The 19,468-nt window shown below is 44.2% G+C and carries 17 protein-coding genes; 7 read left to right on the plus strand and 10 right to left on the minus strand.

Annotated features, from left to right (window positions below; translation table 11 throughout):
* Positions 1-12: 12 nt before the first annotated feature.
* On the minus strand, positions 13-1,428 hold the full coding sequence (gene gltX, locus D9A03_RS07405) for a glutamate--tRNA ligase (RefSeq protein WP_120496565.1): 1,416 nt from the start codon (positions 1,426-1,428) through the stop codon (positions 13-15).
* Positions 1,429-1,735: 307 nt separating this feature from the next.
* Between gltX and D9A03_RS07410 the strand changes: the two genes are divergently transcribed.
* On the plus strand, positions 1,736-3,850 hold the full coding sequence (locus D9A03_RS07410) for a ComEC/Rec2 family competence protein (protein ID WP_120496566.1): 2,115 nt from the start codon (positions 1,736-1,738) through the stop codon (positions 3,848-3,850).
* Positions 3,851-3,889: 39 nt separating this feature from the next.
* Here D9A03_RS07410 and lexA read toward each other — a convergent pair whose 3' ends face one another.
* The 6 genes from lexA to D9A03_RS07440 all read right to left on the minus strand — a co-directional run bounded on the left by lexA (position 3,890) and on the right by D9A03_RS07440 (position 8,914).
* The gene (gene lexA / locus D9A03_RS07415) at positions 3,890-4,591 is read right to left on the minus strand and encodes a transcriptional repressor LexA (protein WP_120496567.1); all 702 of its coding nucleotides are present in this window, start codon (positions 4,589-4,591) and stop codon (positions 3,890-3,892) included.
* A gap of 113 nt (positions 4,592-4,704) precedes the next feature.
* On the minus strand, positions 4,705-5,898 hold the full coding sequence (glp, locus tag D9A03_RS07420; RefSeq protein ID WP_120496568.1) for a gephyrin-like molybdotransferase Glp: 1,194 nt from the start codon (positions 5,896-5,898) through the stop codon (positions 4,705-4,707).
* Positions 5,898-6,383 carry a cyclic pyranopterin monophosphate synthase MoaC gene (gene moaC / locus D9A03_RS07425; RefSeq protein WP_120496569.1) on the minus strand — a complete coding sequence of 162 codons (486 nt, stop codon included), beginning with the start codon at positions 6,381-6,383 and terminating at the stop codon, positions 5,898-5,900. The genes glp and moaC overlap by 1 nt, the downstream gene beginning before the upstream one ends.
* Before the next feature lie 92 nt (positions 6,384-6,475).
* Positions 6,476-7,270, minus strand: a complete 795-nt coding sequence (gene trpC / locus D9A03_RS07430; protein ID WP_120496570.1) for an indole-3-glycerol phosphate synthase TrpC — start codon at positions 7,268-7,270, stop codon at positions 6,476-6,478.
* The gene (trpD, locus tag D9A03_RS07435) at positions 7,267-8,304 is read right to left on the minus strand and encodes an anthranilate phosphoribosyltransferase (protein ID WP_120496571.1); all 1,038 of its coding nucleotides are present in this window, start codon (positions 8,302-8,304) and stop codon (positions 7,267-7,269) included. Before trpD ends, trpC begins: the two co-directional genes overlap by 4 nt.
* 46 nt (positions 8,305-8,350) lie before the next feature.
* Positions 8,351-8,914, minus strand: coding sequence for an aminodeoxychorismate/anthranilate synthase component II (locus tag D9A03_RS07440; RefSeq protein ID WP_120496572.1), 564 nt, complete (start codon positions 8,912-8,914; stop codon positions 8,351-8,353).
* Positions 8,915-9,127: 213 nt separating this feature from the next.
* Between D9A03_RS07440 and D9A03_RS07445 the strand changes: the two genes are divergently transcribed.
* From D9A03_RS07445 to D9A03_RS07455, 3 genes are all read left to right on the plus strand, one after another.
* Positions 9,128-11,371 (plus strand): cation-translocating P-type ATPase, encoded by a 2,244-nt coding sequence (locus tag D9A03_RS07445; RefSeq protein WP_120496573.1) that lies wholly within the window; start codon positions 9,128-9,130, stop codon positions 11,369-11,371.
* 2 nt (positions 11,372-11,373) lie between these two features.
* The gene (gene cueR / locus D9A03_RS07450; protein ID WP_120496761.1) at positions 11,374-11,769 is read left to right on the plus strand and encodes a Cu(I)-responsive transcriptional regulator; all 396 of its coding nucleotides are present in this window, start codon (positions 11,374-11,376) and stop codon (positions 11,767-11,769) included.
* A gap of 106 nt (positions 11,770-11,875) precedes the next feature.
* On the plus strand, positions 11,876-13,141 hold the full coding sequence (locus D9A03_RS07455; protein WP_120496574.1) for a divergent polysaccharide deacetylase family protein: 1,266 nt from the start codon (positions 11,876-11,878) through the stop codon (positions 13,139-13,141).
* A gap of 96 nt (positions 13,142-13,237) precedes the next feature.
* Here the strand turns inward: D9A03_RS07455 and D9A03_RS07460 are convergent, their stop codons facing one another.
* Positions 13,238-13,819 carry a TetR/AcrR family transcriptional regulator gene (locus tag D9A03_RS07460; protein ID WP_162938022.1) on the minus strand — a complete coding sequence of 194 codons (582 nt, stop codon included), beginning with the start codon at positions 13,817-13,819 and terminating at the stop codon, positions 13,238-13,240.
* 70 nt (positions 13,820-13,889) lie between these two features.
* Between D9A03_RS07460 and D9A03_RS07465 the strand changes: the two genes are divergently transcribed.
* Together D9A03_RS07465 and D9A03_RS07470 are read left to right on the plus strand one after the other, a co-directional pair.
* Positions 13,890-14,300 (plus strand): antibiotic biosynthesis monooxygenase, encoded by a 411-nt coding sequence (locus D9A03_RS07465; RefSeq protein ID WP_216825409.1) that lies wholly within the window; start codon positions 13,890-13,892, stop codon positions 14,298-14,300.
* 11 nt (positions 14,301-14,311) lie between these two features.
* Entirely contained in the window at positions 14,312-14,974 is a 663-nt protein-coding gene (locus tag D9A03_RS07470; RefSeq protein WP_120496576.1) for a glutathione S-transferase family protein, read from the plus strand.
* A 41-nt stretch (positions 14,975-15,015) separates the two neighbouring features.
* Here D9A03_RS07470 and trpE read toward each other — a convergent pair whose 3' ends face one another.
* Positions 15,016-16,533, minus strand: a complete 1,518-nt coding sequence (gene trpE, locus D9A03_RS07475) for an anthranilate synthase component I (RefSeq protein WP_120496577.1) — start codon at positions 16,531-16,533, stop codon at positions 15,016-15,018.
* Between the two features lie 2 nt (positions 16,534-16,535).
* Positions 16,536-18,434, minus strand: coding sequence for a SurA N-terminal domain-containing protein (locus D9A03_RS07480; protein ID WP_120496578.1), 1,899 nt, complete (start codon positions 18,432-18,434; stop codon positions 16,536-16,538).
* Positions 18,435-18,689: 255 nt separating this feature from the next.
* Between D9A03_RS07480 and tpiA the strand changes: the two genes are divergently transcribed.
* Positions 18,690-19,436, plus strand: coding sequence for a triose-phosphate isomerase (gene tpiA / locus D9A03_RS07485; protein ID WP_120496579.1), 747 nt, complete (start codon positions 18,690-18,692; stop codon positions 19,434-19,436).
* Positions 19,437-19,468: the final 32 nt, after the last annotated feature.

Here is a 19,468-nt window from a genome sequence, read left to right on the forward strand (position 1 = left end):
TTAATTATTTCCTCAAACTTGATCCGTAATTCTGTTGATTGATTCGTCTTTACCCAATATTGCCATGACTTCAAAGATTCCAGGAGAAACATTAGAGCCGCTAAGCGCAGCGCGTAATGGCTGGGCAACTTTGCCAAGCTTTAATTCATGTTCTTCAGCAAAGCTTTTTACTGTATTTTCCAGCAAGTCTTCTTCCCAGGTGGGAAGATTTTGGAGAACTGGTAACAGATTTTTCAGGTTTTCTTTACCTTCGTCTGACAGAAGCTTCTTGGCTTTATCGTTTAACCGTAAGGGACGATCTTTAACATAAAAAGCGGCGCTATCTGCAAGATCGATGATCGTTTTTGCCCGTTCTTTCAGGCCAGCCATTCCCTTGACGAGAACAGATTTTTGATCAGCAGATATTGTTATCTCTTCCTTTTCGGAAATAAGAGGAGAGATAATGTCTGCCAGATAACTATCATCGGCATTACGAATATAGATGCCGTTCAGATTTTCAAGCTTGGCAAAATCAAAGCGAGATGGTGATTTACCAACACCATCAATATCATACCATTTAATAGCTTGCTCTGTTGAAATTACTTCTTCGTCGCCATGCCCCCATCCTAGTCGCAGCAAATAGTTACGCAGAGCTTCGGGCAAGTACCCCATTTCATCACGGTAAGCCTCAACACCCAAAGCACCATGGCGTTTTGAAAGTTTAGCACCATCTGCCCCATGGATGAGAGGGATATGGGCAAAGTCGGGGAGTTCCCACCCCATTGCCTTGAAAAGCTGTGTCTGTCTGAAAGCGTTTGTGAGATGATCATCGCCACGGATAATATGTGTAATACCCATGTCGTGATCGTCAACAACAACAGACAGCATATAGGTTGGGGTGCCATCTGCCCTTAGCAAAACCATATCATCAAGTTGACTGTTGGCGACTGTAACATCACCTTGCACAAGATCTTTGATAAGAGTTTCGCCTTCCTGCGGCATTTTGAGGCGCACGACAGGCTTTACTCCTTCGGGCGCTTCTGAGGCCGGACGGTCACGCCAACGGCCATCATATTTCATCGGTCGGCCTTCGGCACGCGCGGTTTCGCGCATTTCAGTCAACTCTTCCGGGCTGCAATAGCAGTGATAAGCTTTACCTTCAGACAGAAGTTGTTGAGCGACCTGTTGATGTCGTTCTGCACGGGCAAACTGATAGGTGATTTCATCATCATGTTTTAGTCCCAACCAATCCAAGCCATCAATAATAGCTTCGATGGCCTCGGGCGTTGAACGTTTGCGATCAGTATCTTCAATCCGCAATAAATATTTGCCACCATGGTGCTTGGCAAAAAGCCAGTTGAATAGGGCTGTACGGGCGCCACCAATATGAAGAAATCCAGTTGGTGAAGGTGCAAAACGGGTCACGACCTGTTTCGTGGGATGGCTCATGACAATCTTCCGATAATCCAGAGGTTTTGGGTGTTAGTCTTAGTGAGGATTATCCGGTATCTGCGAAGTTTAGTTAAACTTTCTATCTGGATAACAAAGACTTTGTTTCGCCGGAGGTGTAACACATTGTTACCTATCTCGCAAATAGGCAGGCCCAAATTGTGTTGCTTTACCATATCATTGATATGTATTTCGACACAATGCGACGGAAGATAAAATCATAGACAAACAATAATTGTAATAGGTTGAAAAAAGATGATGTTTTTCCCTTCGGTTGTAATAAACTGGCAAAAGGGGGATTATTTTTGTGCTGTCACAGGTCTTTACCAACGAGCAAGGTGCTTTTGCCAACTGGTTTCCTGTCTTTATCGGGGCGGGAATTGGCCTTTATTTTTCACTGCCCTTTGAACCAAGTCTAACGTTGTCGCTTGTGACTTCTCTAGGATTATGGGGGATGGTTCTAGGGAGAATTTTCTTTCACTCAGCTGCTACGTTACATGGTTCGTCTGAAGCTACATATGTACTGGTAAAGTACTTTTTGATTGCTGTTGCTTTGGCTTCTACGGGGTTTGCATCTGCGGCCTACAGAACCGATAGCGTGGCCGCGCCTATCCTTGAACGAGAATTTGGTCCCAGCTACTTTGAAGGACGGATTATTCAAATAGAACCAAGTTCACCGGGGCAGAGGTATTTACTGGATAATTTGACCGGAAAAGCTTTTAAGTGGCTCAGTACGCCTCAGATCATCCGCTTGAAATCGAACCTGGAACAGGAAAACATCCGCGTTGGCATGCGGGTGCGGGTTCTTGCTGTTATTCAACCGCCATCGCGCCCCAATATTCCCGGCGGGTTTAACTATGCGAGGCATGCCTATTATCAGAAGATCGGTGCCGTTGGATATATTCTTGGCAAGGTAAAGATTGTTGAAGAGCAACCATCGAACGATAAGCAATATATCGCTAATGACATAGGAATGACGGCGGCAGAAGTTCGAAATTCAATTGTCAGAAAAGTAGGTAAACATTTGGACGGAGATCAAAAGGATCTTGTCGTGACATTTTTAACAGGACAAAAGGGGGGGCTTTCGAAAGGAACCAAAGAAGAAATTCGCGATGCAGGTTTGGCTCATCTTCTCGCCATTTCCGGGTTGCATATGGGCTTAATGGCTGGAATTCTTTTCTTTGTTATTCGCTTTATTTTAGCTTTGTTTCCGCGTGTCGCGTTGAATTTTCCAATCAAAAAGATTGCGGCGATGGCCGCGATTGTTTTTTGTTTTTTCTATTTGTTGTTGATTAATCACCCGCTGTCAGCTCAACGGGCATTTATTATGGTCGCGGTTAGTTTGACAGCTGTCGTACTGGATCGTAAGGCACTTTCTATTAGAACGGTTTCTGTGGCGGCGGTATTCTTGTTATTGATCTATCCAGAAGTTTTGATTTCAGCCAGCTTTCAGATGTCATTTTCAGCTGTGTTGGCACTTGTTGCTTTTTTTGAGTGGTATTCTCAGAAAAAACCTGAGCAGAAATTTATCGGAAAAATCGTACACAACATAAAGTTAACCTGTTATTGCTCTCTTGTTGCTTCGTTAGCAACTGCGCCCTTTGTTCTTTATCATTTTCACAGCCTGCCTTTGTTCGGGATTCTTGCAAACCTGGTAGCCGTTCCTTTTACGGCTTTCGTCCTAATGCCATTGGTTTTAATTTGTTATGTTTTTCTTCCTTTAGGAGCAGAAGGATTAATTATTCAGGTGCTGGGACAGGCGTTTGAATTCTTGTTGTGGGTTGCACGGGTGGTTGCCCATATTCCTTATGGAGAATGGAGGTTAGGTGCTTTTCCTGTTTCAGCGCTGACGATTGTAACATTAGGTGGCATTTGGCTGTGCCTTATTAAAACAAAACTCAGGTGGTATGGGGCTGTTCCTGTTTTATTATTTGTTATTTATATCAATGTATTTATAGAAAAACCTGATGTTTTAGTTGATCCGAAAAGCCAATTAGTCGGCATTACCATAAATGATACACTGTATCTTAATAGCACAAAGCGCTCGAGATTTGTTTCACGGATCTGGAAGCAGGATCTTGCTTTGAACAATGTGAAATCTTGGGATGAGTTATCCCGTGATTACCTGAAATGTGACGCAGAATCCTGTCACCTAACATTGCAGGGAATGGAAGTTTCTTTAATAAATGACGGTACGGCTTTTCCAGAGGACTGTAATCAGGGACTGTTGCTTATTGCGCCAAAACATAAAGTTCCTCGATGGTGCAATAACAGGAGTAGGGTGGGCGACGATTATCCCATGCTAGATTATTGGAAATTGAGAAAAGGTGGAGTGCATAGCATATCTCTTACAGGGGAGATGCCGACGATACACACGGTCAGTGAATTTGTTGGCGATCGTCCATGGAATAGAGATAATTAAAGTTTAAGTGATTTGTTATAAATTACCTGTAGTAGGTTGTTAATTATAAGTTCTTAGTAGGCCGACGAGCTTGCCTTGAACTTGAACTCTACCAGCTTCGTAGGTTTTCGTTTCATAGGTAGCATTCGCTGGTTCTAGCTCAATTTTGCCGCTTTGACGTCTGACATGTTTAAGGGTTGCCTCTGCATTATCAACAAAAGCTACACCAATTTGACCATTTTCTATGGTATCACACTTTTTGATCAGCACTGTATCGCCATCAAGAATACCGGCCTCAATCATGGAATCCCCTTCAACGGTCAGGGCATAGTGATCACCATTACCCAGAAGGTTTAGAGGAACATCGACATAGTTAGCTGGATCGCTCAATGCTTCGATAGGCGTACCAGCAGCAATTTTCCCATAGAGAGGTAGCTGAACAGTTTCATCAGATGATTGATTGGCTGCTTCAATGTTTTCGTTAAGCAAAGGATTATTTTTTGGATTTAAAGCATCATGCTCTTGAAGTTGTGGTACTGGCCCCAGATCTTCAGGTAATCTCAGTATTTCTACAGCACGTGCTCTGTGCGCAAGTCTGCGAATAAAACCGCGCTCTTCCAACGCTGTGATCAGGCGATGGATGCCTGATTTTGACTTTAATTCCAATGCGTCCTTCATTTCATCAAAAGAAGGCGAAACCCCGGTTCGGGTCAAGTGATCCCGAATGTAAAGCAGTAGCTCTCGTTGTTTCTTGGTCAGCATTAAAATTCCCCCGAAATACAGAGTTGGGCTTCTGTAGAACAAAACAAAAACATATCTTTTGTTCTACTTTAGTTCTCGTTTCAGGTCAAGCGATTTTAAGTTGTTTCTTGTACTTAAAGCCGAATTACCTCTACTTCTGTGCCTTTAGCTGCAGGTGCAGCAAAGGGAGCGCGGATCACAAGGCAATCTGCTTTGCGGAGCAGGTTTAACATCGCACTGTCTTGCCGATCAAAAGGTGTGGCCTCTAGTTGCCCGAATGAGTTGGTTGACAATTGGGCTCTTAAATAGTCCTGTCGTTTATCATTCTCACCAAGATTTTGAGTGAGAACAGCTTTTTCAATTTGTAGGTTATCAGGGTTTCTGCCTGTCATCTTCCATAAGGCCGGACGGGCAAAAATGTAGGCACATACCAATGTTGAAACCGGATTTCCGGGAAGGCCGATCATTGGTGTTTGCCCAAGTTTACCAAATATCAGCGGTTTCCCTGGGCGCATGGCAATCCGCCAGAAATCAATTTCGAGACCTTGTTCCCCAAGTACGGAGCGCACAAGGTCGTGGTCACCAACAGATGCACCGCCTGTTGTTAGCAGAAGATCTGCACCTTCAGCACCTTTGGCCATTGTGGAAAGAGCTTCTTTGTCATCTGGGGCAATGCCAAGCGATATTGGTTCACCACCACATTCTCTAACAAAAGACATCAGGGCCGTTGTGTTGGAGCTAATGATCTGGTTCGGACCCGGTGTTACGCCAGGGAGTACAATTTCATTACCTGTAGCTAATATAGCAACTTTAGGCTTTCGATATACCTCTAACCAGGGATGGTTCATTGCCGCCGCAAGTGCGAGATCTCGTGCAGTGAGTGTTGTCCCTTTTTCAAGGCCGATTTGACCCTCGCTAAAATCCAATCCGGCGGGACGAATGTAACGACCGGGAGATTCACTTTGTTTAACGGTGACGTTTATATCATCATGGTCTGTATTTTCCTGAATGACAATGCAATCAGCACCAAGAGGAACAGGGCCACCAGTAAAGATACGAACCGCTTCACCGTCTTGTAGCTGAGCCTCATAGCTTCCACCAGCCGGAGCTTCACCCCTGATTTTGAGAGTAACAGGTACAGACTGGATATCTGAGGATTTAACAGCAAAGCCATCCATCGCAGACACATCACTTGGTGGTTGTGTCAATCTGGCTTTGATATCTTTCGCCAGAACTCGCCCCAAGCCATCGTGCAGGGAGACGGTTTCGGGTGAAAGTTCTGTAAAACCTGCGAGAACCCGTTCTAAAGCTTCTTCAACTCGTATCATTATACTGCCTCGTAGGTACCTGATTTACCACCAGTTTTTTTGACCAATCTGATGTCTGTTATCTGAATGCCTTTATCCACTGCTTTGCACATATCATAAATCGTCAAAGAAGCGATTGATACCGCGGTAAGGGCTTCCATTTCGACGCCGGTTTGGCCTGTTAGTTTGCAGGTTCCCATAACTTCAATGGCGTTATTATCTGGATCCAGAGTGAAATCGACCTTCACGGATGTCAGCATCAGGGGGTGGCATAAAGGAATCAGGTCGGGTGTTTTTTTTGCCCCCATGATGCCAGCCAAGCGTGCGATTGCGAGAACGTCACCCTTTTTGAAACCACCTTGTTGAATAAGTTGCATTGTTTCAGGCTGAACCAACACACGACCTTTGGCGGTTGCTGTTCTGACGGTTTCGGCCTTATCCGAAACATCAACCATGACAGCTTTGCCCTCTTGATCGAAGTGAGTAAGTTCATTTTCTGATGACATTTTCGTATCCAACTTTGTGTACGAGGATATCTATTTATAGATTAGATATCTAATATAGAGAGCACACCTTTAGTGCAGGAGTTCCGCTCAAGTTATTGTTTTAATAGGTTGATTGTGGCGGCGGTCACATCTTCCTGACGCATTAAGGACTCCCCGATCAAAAAGGTTGTTGCTCCAATTGCTTGCATGCGCTTTAGATCTTCCGGGCTATACAAACCGCTTTCTGCGACAAGAAGCTTGTCCTGAGGAACCATTTCTGACAGCTCTTCTGTTGTCGCGATATCAACCTCTAGTGTTTTCAGGTTTCTGTTATTAACACCAAGAAGAGGGGACTTGAGTGTATCAAGGGCTCTTGCCAGTTCCTCTGCATTATGAACCTCGACCAATACATCCATGCCCAGATCGAAAGCGAGACTTTCAAGTTCGCTTGCCTGTTGATCTTCCAATGCAGCCATAATCAGAAGAATGCAGTCAGCGCCAAGTGCCCGGGATTCAACAATTTGATATGGTTCTAGCATAAAGTCTTTACGCAAAGCAGGAAGGTTCACAGCTGCACGTGCGTCCAGCAAATATTGATCCGCCCCTTGAAAATAAGGCTCGTCAGTCAAAACAGAAAGGCAAGTTGCGCCGCCAGCTTTATAGGCTTTGGCAAGTGATGCAGGATCAAAGTCTGCTCGAATGAGGCCTTTGCTTGGAGATGCTTTTTTGATCTCACTGATCAAGCCATACTTGCCTTGCTCGTATTTGGATTTTAGTGCTTTGTAAAAGCCACGGGGAGCATCTTGGTCGGCTGCCTTTGCTTCCAATTCAGAAAGGGAAACTTTACCTTTTCTGACTCGTACAAAGTCGAGCTTGTCATCACAAATGCGTTTTAAAACATCACTCACTGAGTTGTTTCCTTGTTCGTATATGAAGCCAAACCATCAAGCTTTGCCAGAGCGGCACCACTATCAATTGACTTTGCTGCTATCACAGCGCCTTCTTTGAGATCATTGGTTAATCCAGCGACGATTAATGCCCCGGCTGAATTCAGGACAACTGCATCGCGATAAGCATTCTTTTTACCACCAAGCATTTCTCGCATTGCAACAGCATTGTAAGCAGCATCGCTGCCAATAATCTCTTCTATTGGGGATCTTTCCAATCCGGCCATTTCTGGAATTATCTCAAAGTTTTTGATCTGTCCTTGATCCAGCTCAGAAATATAACTGAGGCCGGAAATTGATAATTCATCCAGACCTTCTGCTCCGTGCACGACCCAGGCTTTTTCATGTCCTATGGCTTTTAATACCTGTGCCAATGGTTCTACCCATTCTCGACCAAAAACGCCTGTAATCTGGCGGGTTACTTTTCCTGGGTTTGAGAGAGGACCTAGAAGGTTGAAGATTGTCCGGGTACCAAGTTCAGCCCGCGTTGGGCCGACATGACGCATAGCAGAATGATATAAAGGAGCTGCGAGAAAAGCGGTTCCATTTTTAGTCAGAGCTGTTTCAACTGCATCAACACTTGCTTCAAGGCCAATACCAAGCGCACCTAAAACATCAGATGCACCACTTTTAGAGGAAGCGGCTCTATTGCCATGCTTTGCAACAATAGCACCGGCGCCGGCTACGACAAAAGCTGTGGCTGTTGAAACGTTAAGTGTGCCTTTTGCATCGCCACCAGTACCACAGACATCAATGGCATCTTTTGGTGCTTTGATGGTCAGCATTTTACTGCGCATAGAGCGTGCTGCGCCTGTTATCTCATCGACAGTCTCGCCTTTGACACGCAAGCTCATCAAAAAACCGGCAACCTGCGCTGAAGTGGCTTCACCTGTCATTAACAAATCAAAGGCTCTTTCTGATTGCTCGGCTGTTAGATTGTTGCCGTCAGCTACATAGGCGATAAATGATTTTATGTCGCTCAGTTCCCCTGACATGGAACAGGCCTCCTTATTATCTGTTCAGATGTATTGAACGGTTGTTTTATACCGTCAGAAAGTTCTTCAAGAGATCATGGCCTTTTTCAGAGGCGATGCTTTCGGGATGAAATTGAACGCCATGCAAGGGAAGTTCTTTGTGTTGAAGTCCCATGATGACACCATCTTCAGTCCAGGCCGTAACTTCCAGACAATCGGGCATGCTGTCTGGTTCGATTGTCAATGAATGGTAGCGGGTAACAGTTAGTGGATCAGGCAATCCCTTAAAAACACTTTTCCCGTTGTGTTTAACGGGGCTGGTTTTACCATGCATCGGACTTGGGGCGCGCACAACCTTGGCTCCGAATGCCTGTCCTATTGACTGATGCCCAAGACAAACACCTAATACAGGAATTTTACCTGCTACACGCTCTACAAGCTCTAGGCATATGCCGGCTGATGATGGGTCACAAGGGCCCGGTGAGATAACAATTCTCTCTGGATTAAGGTCTATTACCTCATCTACAGAAATCTGATCGTTGCGCTCGACGGATATGGTCGCGCCCAATTCCCCAAGGAAATGGTAAAGATTATAAGTAAAGCTGTCGTAATTATCGATCAGTAATAACATTTCGGCACACGGGCTTTCGCTGATTGCTACAGTAAGATTGCAAAAAGTTATAGCAGCAAGATTATGTCGAAGAAATAAGGAAAAATCTGATTTATTTTAAGTTTTGATATTTTAATACTCTTTATATCACGCTTCTTATGACTTGTGGCTTGACCTTCCCGTAACTGTAAGCCTCATATTTATCTTAATATCAAACTGGAAGTGTATATTTTTATGTCAAAAGCCATTGAGTTAACGGTAAAGGGAATGTCCTGTGCCGGATGTGTTCGCTCTGTCGAAAAAGCTTTAACAGCGGTCGAGGGTGTCATTAGCGCATCTCCTGATTTAATCAGTAGCACGGCAACAGTTACTTTTGCAGGCAGTATTGATCAAAACCTATTGCTTAAAAGTTTGGCGGATAAAGGCTATCAAGCTTCTTTTGTCCAGAAATCAGCTACTTCTGATGGAACTGAATTACAAGCTGTTGATCCGGAAGTATCGGACACTCGATTGTTTGTTTTGGCATTACTTCTGACTTTCCCCTTGGTCGGGCAAATGGTTTTATTGCCCTTGGATATTAATTATTCCATTCCACCTTTGATCCAGTTTGTATTGGCGTTACCTGTTCAAGTATTTGCAGGTGCACGCTTTTATAAAGGCATCTGGCAAGCTGTAAGGTATGGCCAAAGTAATATGGATACTCTTGTCGCTATAGGTACTTCTGCGGCTTTTGGATTGTCCGTTTTTATTTTGTTAAGTGATGCTTCCGAATGGATGTCCTGGTCATCACATCAGGCGCACGAGCTTTACTTCGAAGCATCGGCTGCAGTCATCACCTTGGTTCTTTTAGGGAAAGTTCTTGAAGAAAAAGCCAAGGGAAAGACCAACAAAGCACTGGAAGCTCTGATTCGGCTTCAACCTTTGAATGCAACAGTTATTCGCAATGAAAAGCAATTAACCGTTCCTGCAATACAGGTCGTTGCCGATGATATCGTCATCGTCAGGCCGGGCGATGTTGTTCCGGTTGATGGCGAGATACGTAAGGGTACAAGCCAGGTTGATGAGGCCATGATTACGGGTGAGGCCATGCCCGTGGTAAAAAATATCGGCGACGCTGTTATCGGGGGAACTTTAAATGGGGAGGGGGTGCTATATCTTGTTCCTACGACACTGGGGGAAAACTCTCGACTGTCATTGATTATTGAACAGGTTAAAACAGCGCGTAATACCAAACCGAGAATCCAGAAGTTAGTTGATAAGGTCAGTGCCGTTTTTGTACCTGGAGTTCTGGCGCTTTCATTATTAACATTCCTGGGATGGTGGATGTTAGGTAGCGTTAGTATTGAAGTCGCAATTATAAATGCCGTTACAGTTCTTGTAATTGCCTGTCCTTGTGCTCTTGGGCTTGCAACGCCGACGGCAATAATGGTCGGTAGTGGTCAAGCTGCGCGAATGGGAATTCTGGTTAAGAATGCAGATGTGATTGAAAAACTATCAAAAGCGACGACAGTGGTTTTTGATAAAACCGGTACTTTGACCGAAGGACGCCCGGAAGTTGTTGAAACAATTTTTCCTGTTGGTGACACAACTAATGATAATGAAGGCGTCTTGTCCGTGGTTTTGGGGCTCACGAAAGACAGTACTCACCCATTATCAAAAGCAATTGTAGAGTTCATTGATAACGATGTTAACCCGAACGAGTTTGAAAAAATAACAGCAGTTCCAGGACTCGGCCTTTTTACTGTGCTTGCTGAAGATACCTATTATTTGGGTAGTGAGCGCTATATGGAACAGATCGGGGCACGGCTTGATTGCTGCCGTGACTTTATTGAAAAGAACAATGTGCGTGGCGCTTCATTGGTTTGGGTTGCCAGAAAGACTAATAATACAGAAAACGATAATGTCATTACCATTGTTGGTGGATTTGCGCTGCAGGATAAAATAAAGGCCCAATCCTTTGAAACCGTTCAAGCCTTAAAAGAAAAGGGAATCTCTGTGGTTATGTTGAGTGGCGATCAACAACTGGCTGCTCAGAAAGTTGCGGATAAACTTGGGATCGAAAAAGTAGAGGGAAATCTTCTCCCCGAGGATAAGTTGGCTTATCTGAAAGAACGACATCAACAGAATGAAATCGTTGTCATGGTTGGTGATGGCATTAATGATGCCCCGGCGCTTGCAGGTGCCGATGTTGGCTTGGCGATGGGGGATGGCAGCGATGTGGCAATTAATACTGCTGATGCATCTCTTATTCAAAGTAATCCTTATCTTGTGTATAAAACGATCAGAGCAGGTCAGGTGATCCACGCCAAGATTGGACATAATCTTATTGGAGCTTTTGTGTATAATGTTATTGGATTGCCATTGGCTGCTTCTGGTTTATTAAGTCCGGTGCTGGCCGGATTGGCCATGGCGTTAAGCTCAGTAACTGTTATGGCAAGCTCTTTATCGCTCTATTCTTCTTTGAAACGGATTGATTAATGATGAAAATTGGTCAAGTTGCAGAGGTTTCCGGATTGCCGGCAAAAACGATACGGTATTATGAATCTATCGGTTTGATTGAACCCGCGGGAAGAACATCTTCTGGCTATCGTGCTTATCAGGAAAAGGATATTGAAACACTCAAGTTTATCCAAAGGGCCAGAAGTCTTGGCTTTTCCATTAATGAAGTTTCTGCCTTGCTAACACTATGGAATGACCGCAACAGGGCAAGCTCACAGGTCAAGGCTTTGGCAAAACAGCATGTTGCTGACATAGATCGTAAAATTGCCGAATTGCAAAGCATGAAGGATACCTTGAGCAATTTGATTGAAAAATGTCAGGGAGATCATCGACCTGACTGCCCTATATTAAATGATTTTGCTCAGACTGATCGTTGAGTTCGACAGGCCGTCGAATTCTAGGCCCATGACAAGTTTTATGAGTTTCTACTGTTCACTCCTGTTAGGCTGATATACATATGATCCCTCTGAGTAGAGTGGATTCATGACAGCTAAACGTAAGACAGATAAAACAAATTTACCAAAAAAGGCTAAGAAAAACAGCTCTTCCCATCGTGGAAGTTTGTTTATTGTCGCTGGATTTCTTTTCTTTATTACGCTTGCTGTTTCTTCTGTTCTTGTTCTTCAAAAGAATAAAGATCATTCCAAGCCGCCTGAACCTCAACCTCAATTAACGGAAGCTCAGGCAAAAAAGAAAGCTTTAGAGGCTGCCCCAGCTAACAAACCACACCCGATTAACTTGGGCGACATTTCTATTGATGATACCGTTTTGGAGGATGGACGTGTAAGTGAGTCTGTTAATCTTCCACCAAGTGTAACGGTCAGTGAGGATAAAGATCCTGAACCCACGAAAAAGATAGAAACCTCGAAGCCAGCTCCTCAAAAATCAGCGTACAATTTGACTACAAAGTCAGTAAAGGTTTCCAAGACAGAAAATGATACTTCCGTGACTACGTCAGAGGGGCAATCTCAGAACAATAACGATCAGGTTGCTTCTTTGCCGCCACAGCAGAAAACATTGGTCGAACCTGACCAGCGTATTGAATGGATAAAGCCAGAGCGTCCTATGATTGCCGTGGTGCTAGATGATGTAGGTGTAAATAAAAGGGGGGCTGAACTTGCGATAGAATTGCCCGGAGCAATCACCTTGGCCTTTATGACCTATGCACCCGATGTTAAGGAAATGGCTGATGAAGCGCGCAGGAAGGGACATGAATTAATGCTGCATGTTCCTATGGAACCTCTTGGTTCTGCTGATCCCGGTCCTAAAGCTTTGCTAACCGGATTAAGTGATGAGGAAATACTCTCTCGTCTGGAATGGGGAATGGCGCAGTTTGATGGTTATATTGGCATCAATAACCATATGGGCAGCAAATTCACAGGGTGGAGACAAGGGATGGAAGTTGTGATGTCCAGAATAGAGCAAACTGATCACTTCTTTATGGATTCAAGAACCTCTCCACGTAGTGTTGCGGCTTCAGTCGCAGCTTCAATGGGGGTTCCAGTTCTTAGACGGGATGTCTTTATTGATAATGATTACAAGAACACGCTGGAAATTTTAAAACAGCTAAAACAGGCTGAGAACATTGCAAAAAAAAATGGCCATGCCATTGCAATTGGTCACCCACATAAATCAACTGTAGAAGTTTTACATAAATGGATTAAGGAAGCTGAAGCGCGCGGGTTTGATATCGTTCCTATTTCCCGGATTATGGCATTAAGAAGATCATTTAAACAAGTAAACCAATAATTTTTACAACTGATTTTTGATTCCATCTTTTACCATGCTTCAGAGAATATTCCGGGATAGCAGACAGCTTTTAGAAAGTTTATAGCCGATCACTGATTATGGTTTTGCACAAATACCCTGTGCAAGCGTTTGGGCGACATTATGCATCTTGTCGCGGGGTAAGCCGTGACGTGCTGCTCCTGAGAGTCCGGTCATTGTTGTCTGACAAACATCGGCTGTCTGTTGTGGTTTTTTTACGCCGAGTTGCGTCAATTTTTCTACGAGTTGCTGGTGAAAATTTTCTCGTATCTTTTGGGTTATTTCAAGAGCTTCAGGGTCAGATGCATTGCGGGTTCCGTCTAAAACAAGGCATCCTCGACCAGCATTCTCTTGCGTATAGCTTTTGACGGCGCTGTCAAAAAGTAAGTGGGTAAAGTCAGTTAGATTGTCAGCTGCAAATGCATCCTGAAAAAACGGGGTGCATTGTGTCTGATATAAATTAACTGCCTTTTCAAACAGCTGGGCTTTTGACCCAAATGCGGCATAGAGGCTGGGGGCTCCAACACCTATTGCTTTTGTCAGTTTCGATAAACCAGTTGCCTCATAGCCGTCTTCCCAAAATAACTGCAGGGCGATTGCCTGTGCTTTTTTTTTATCAAAGCCTCTTGGGCGTCCTCGTTTTTTATTTGTAACGGTCACTAAAAAAATCCTTGTGTTGAGTAAATTATATGTGTAACGATCACTATACAAATTAAAAATGGAGAAGACAATGCATAGAAAATTCTTTTATATTATGGGTGTGATAATTTTGTTGAGAAGTTTGTCTATCGCTAATGCACAGGATGTAAAAACAAAGATTGATCCTGAGACAGATATTCTGACTATGATTAATATCCTCACGCCAGTTGATGGCGACCAAGAGGCATTGATTACGCAGCTTGAACTCGCGCTACAAAAAACAATGATCCATGAGCCTGGTTTTATATCAGGAAATGTTCATCGGTCTCTTGATTCAAAGCATGTAGTTAACTACGCACAATGGCAGGATAAAGCTTCACTTGAAGCTTTTATTGTAAAACTTCAAGCCGGGGATGCCCCCGAAATGGCAAAAGTTTTTACGATGGCAACACCTGATTTTCATCCCTACACCATAGTATCCAGCCATCAACGTTTAAATTAGGAGGGGGGAACATGCTCACGCTTTATGGGTTGAACACACCAAATGTATATAAAGTTACTATTGGTTTGGAGGAAATGGGGCTTCCTTATCGTCTGGAAACTGTTGATGTAAGGTCAGGGAAACAGTTTGATCCTGCTATTATTGAGATGAATCCAAATGCGAAGATTCCAATCTTACATGATTCTGATGCCAATATTACAATTTCGGAATCAAATGCAATTTTGCATTATTTGGCAGAAAAAACAGAACAGTTTTTTCCATCGGATAAATCCGAACGGGCCAAAGGTATGGAGTTGTTGTTTTTTCAGGCTGCGTCAATTGGGCCTTTGTTTGGTCAGAGAGCACATTTTTCTTTTCATGCCGGGGATACCAATAATGAATACGCTTTAGAACGTTACAGCAAAGAGGGAGAGCGTCTTTATGGTGTCATGGATAAATACCTGTCCAGATCAGAAAAATGGTTCCTCAAAAGCTATTCAATTGTTGATATGGCTATCTTTGGTTGGGTTTATACTGCTGTTCACATGGGGTTTGGCATAACCAATTATTCTTACTTAAATACCTGGTACTTTGCTATGAAAGAAAGGCCTGCGGTTATGAAAGGAGTTTTTACACCTGACATCTTACCGAACTTTCCTGAACCTAAGAGACCCCTGAACTTTTCTCATAAATAAATGAGAACTTCTCAATAATACCTCGAATATTATTCAATATCCTAGACATTGTTTTTCTGGGCTGCAAAACGAACAGCTTCTTCAGCTGAACGAATAAGGGCGCGGGCTTTGTTGTGGCATTCCTGATATTCAGATTCAGCAACAGAGTCCGCGACGACACCAGCGCCAGCCTGAATGTACATGGTTTGATCTTTGACGATTGCCGTACGCAAGGCAATACAGGTATCCATACCGCCACCGGCACCAAAATATCCGACAGCACCACCATAGATGCCACGACGCTCTGGTTCCAGTTCATCAATAATTTCCATCGCGCGTACTTTGGGTGCGCCGGATACGGTACCTGCCGGGAAACCTGCGGCAAGCGCATCAATCATATCGGCGCGTTTGGTATCTAAAATGCCTTCGACGTTTGAGACGATATGCATGACATGACTGTAGAGTTCAATAATCATGCGCTCGGTTACCTCAATGCTGCCTACTTCGGCAACGCGACCTACATCATTGCGCCCGAGATCAAGCAGCATTAAATGCTCTGCAAGCTCTTTAGGATCAGACAAAAGATCTGCGGCAAGCTCTTTGTCTTCAGCAGCGTTGGCTCCGCGTTTTCGTGTACCGGCAATAGGACGGATCGTGACTTTGCCATTTCTTACACGAACAAGGATTTCGGGACTGGACCCGACAACAGAAAAATCACCAAAGTTCAGGAAGAACAAAAAAGGTGAGGGGTTCAACCTTCTCAATGCTCGATAGAGTGCAAAGGGCGGAAGCGTAAAGGGAACAGAAAATCGCTGTGATAGGACAACCTGAAAGATATCGCCAGCTAGAATGTACTCTTTTGCGCGTTCAACAATGCCGTGAAATTCTTCTCGTGTCAGGTTCGATGTCGTTTCGGGCATGACCAGATCACCTTCAAATGCATCTGGTTTGTGTTGCAGAGGTGCATTGAAATCGGCAGTTACAGAGGCTAGTCGATTGTGTGCAGCTTCAAATGCATCGCGGGCACTGATCTTGTTATTTGGCCAGATAGTTGTCGTGACCAAAATCTGATCTTCTACGCGATCAAAGATTGCTGTTACTGTCGGACGTAGATACATACCTTCGGGTAACCCCAGTGTATCGGGATTATCCGTGGGTAAGTGTTCCATTTGTCGTACAGTTTCATACCCCATGTAGCCAACAATACCGGCAGCCATAGGCGGGAAGTCTTCGGGCAAATCAAATCTGCATTCCGCTACCAGTTTGCGCAAACTTTCCAGGGCTGTGTCGTTTTCATCGACAAAGGAGTCTGGTGATGTTTGATACTGACGATTAATTTCAGCTTTTGATCCGTTACATCGCCACACCAGATCGGGGTCAAAGCCGATAAAAGAGTAGCGTCCAATCGTGTTTCCGCCTTCGACAGATTCAAAAAGGAAACTATTGGTGCGGCGTTCTGCCAATTTTAAGAAGGCAGAAACGGGCGTTTCCAGATCTGCAATCAACGTTGTCCACACGACCTGTGGTTTTTGTTGATTGTAAGCTTCTAGAAACGCCTCAAATGTAACAGGGTTCTTCATTGTTAGTTTGAATGACCATAAGGGTTAATAGCTTGATTGATTGAGGTTTGATTGATCTCAACGCCAAAGTCTTTCTCAAGAGCTGATATATACTGTGTATAGACATCGTTTTTATAGGAGTTTTCAATTGCACCTTTTGTGCTCTCGATTTCTTCAGTAACAATGGACAAATCCGGTTGCTCAATTTTTGTTAAACTTACAACCAAATAGCCATTATCAGCCTGACCAGTCAGTACGTCACCTTTTTCAGCTTTATATATGTCTCTTACCAGTGCTGGAGCCAAGGCTTCACCGATGCTTGCAGAGAAGCGGTTCATTTCAACACCAAACTTGATCAATTCGGCAGCTTCATCTGTCACAGCTTGCAAAGGTGTGCCATTTCTAGCTTCTTCTGCCAGTTTGTCAGCAATCGTTTTTGCTTCCTCGCTTCTTTTGTTTTCAAGCCAAGAGCTCACGAGTTGAGTTTTTACCTCTTCCAATGGGCGAGGTGATGGAGGTGTGACTGAATTGACTTTAAGGAGGAAATATCCGCCATTTTCGAGTTCTGTCAGCAAGCTATCAGAGCCTGATTCTGTTTGCGCGATAATTTCGCGGAACCTAGCATCTTCTGCCAGACCAAATTGTGGTAAGCCGTTGCGATCAAGGCCTTCTGCATCAATTGCCTCGTAGCTTAGTATTTCTTGCCCAAGTTTGCTCGCTGCTTCTTCAAGTGTCGCGCCGGAAGCAATTTCATCATCAAGCTGATTGGCAATGGAAATTATTTCATCCGTTGCGATGCGTAATGCGGCATCTTTCTTGATTTGCTCTTCGACTTCTTCAAACTGAGCTTCGCGCGTAGGAGAGATTTCCTGAACGGAAACAATGTGCCACCCCAAGGGAGATTTGATTGGAGCAACAACGCCTGCATTTTCGAGACCAAAAACAGCATCCTGTAGTTCTGGCAGCAAATCAGATCGCTCCATGATCCCAAGATCAACGCCCGCTGAACCCGTTACTTCTGTCGCGATTGTATCGAAGTCTGCGCCATTGTTGACTTTTTCATATGCTTCATTTGCTTTTGCTTCATCATTGATCAGCATTTGCACAAGTTTACGGCGATCAGGAAGGGAAAGACTGTCTTTTTGCGCCAGAAACTCTTCCTGAACTTGATCGTCGGTCAAGACGACATTCTGTGCAGTTTTTGACGGATCAAGAAAAATGTAGCTGACTGATTTATATTCCGGGGCCAGATGGTTTTGCTTTTCGTTTTCATAATATGATGCAAGTTCGGCATCAGTCGGATCAGCAATTTGTGAAAATCTGCTGTAAGGAATTTCGATATAATCAACAACTCGCTTTTCAGTTTGGTAACTGTAAAGACGCTCAGCCATTTTTTGCGGTACAGGAATAGCACCGGTGATAGCGTTGTTGAGTTGTTGCCTTTCTATGTCACTGCTCAAATCAGCAAGAAATGCTGCTTCAGAAAGACCAGCTTGATAAAGTGTGGCTTGAAAGCGTGCTGCATCAAAAAGGCCCGCCTCATTTTTAAAGGCGTCAATCTTTTGGATTTCTTTTTGCTGTTGTTCACGCGAAACGGTTAATCCCATTTCATCCGATTGTACTTGCGAAATCGCTCTGGCAACCAGACGTGAGACAACACGATTGTCCAGGCCTAATTGCTGGGCTTCCTGTGCATCCAGGGCGCGTCCAAGCTGTTGAGAGAGGGCGCTGGTTTCACGGGAAAAATCGCTGGCAAACTCGGCTTGAGTGATTTCAATATCACCAACCTTCGCGACCGTTTGATTGTTGCCGAGGTTCAGGAAAATATCCTGAATACCCCAAGCAGCAAAACTCAGGATCAACAGACAAAAGAGAGCCAATACAACAATACGTTTTAAAAGGCCTGGTTTTTTTTGAGCCATAACTTACCCGTGAAATCTTTATTAAGTTTATTTCATATACATAATCGTGCGGGGCATCTTAGGGGTGGAGCAAAGGCTGGGCAACAGCGTTTTTAAAGAATATGCCTCATATTACAGTGTTGTGAAGTTTTTAACCGGTTTGTCATGATCAAGTTGCTTTGCGCATTAAAAATTCCTGCAGTCTTGGTCAGCAGCCTTGGATTGTTGTGAACGACACTGTATAGATGTGCCCATAATTTTTAGGGAGAATCGAATATGGCAGGCAAACTCATTGCTGGTAACTGGAAGATGAACGGATCTGTGTCCTTTGCTACTGAGTTGGTAGAGGGACTTTTAGGGAAAATAAATGAGGATTCCGTATCTGCTGATTTTGTTGTGTGCCCACCAGCGGCTTTGCTTGGCACTGTTCTCTCTCTGACAAAAGATACTGATCTTGCTGTTGGTGGCCAGGACTGCCACGCTAATGTATCTGGTGCTCACACCGGTGATACCTCTGCTGAATTACTCAAAGAAATCGGCTGTGGATACGTCATCACAGGGCACTCGGAAAGACGTACGGATTATGGTGAGACAAATGCAGATGTAAATGCAAAGAGTGCCGCTGCACTTAAAGCAGGGCTGACCCCAATCATCTGCATTGGCGAAACAGAAGAAGAGCGTGTATCAGGTGATACTTTGAGCGTGATCAAGGCGCAGGTTACAGAATCTCTACCTGGCGACTGTGATCCGAATAACATTGTACTTGCATACGAGCCTGTATGGGCCATTGGCACAGGTAAAACAGCTACACCGGCTGATGTTGCTGACGTGCATAATTTCATTCGTGGGCTTCTGAATGAACGTTTTGGCGAAGATGCTGCAAAAAAGATTCGGATACTTTATGGTGGATCTGTGAAGCCGGCAAATGCAGCTGAACTCCTTGCTGTGTCTAATGTTGACGGTGCTTTGGTCGGTGGTGCGAGTTTAAAAGTAGAAGATTTTTGGGCGATTGGTGCTAGATGACACTGGTCATATCGATCGGAAAAGGCTAAATA

The sequence above is a fragment of the Kiloniella sp. EL199 genome (assembly GCF_900313065.1).
Lineage (GTDB): Bacteria > Pseudomonadota > Alphaproteobacteria > Kiloniellales > Kiloniellaceae > Kiloniella.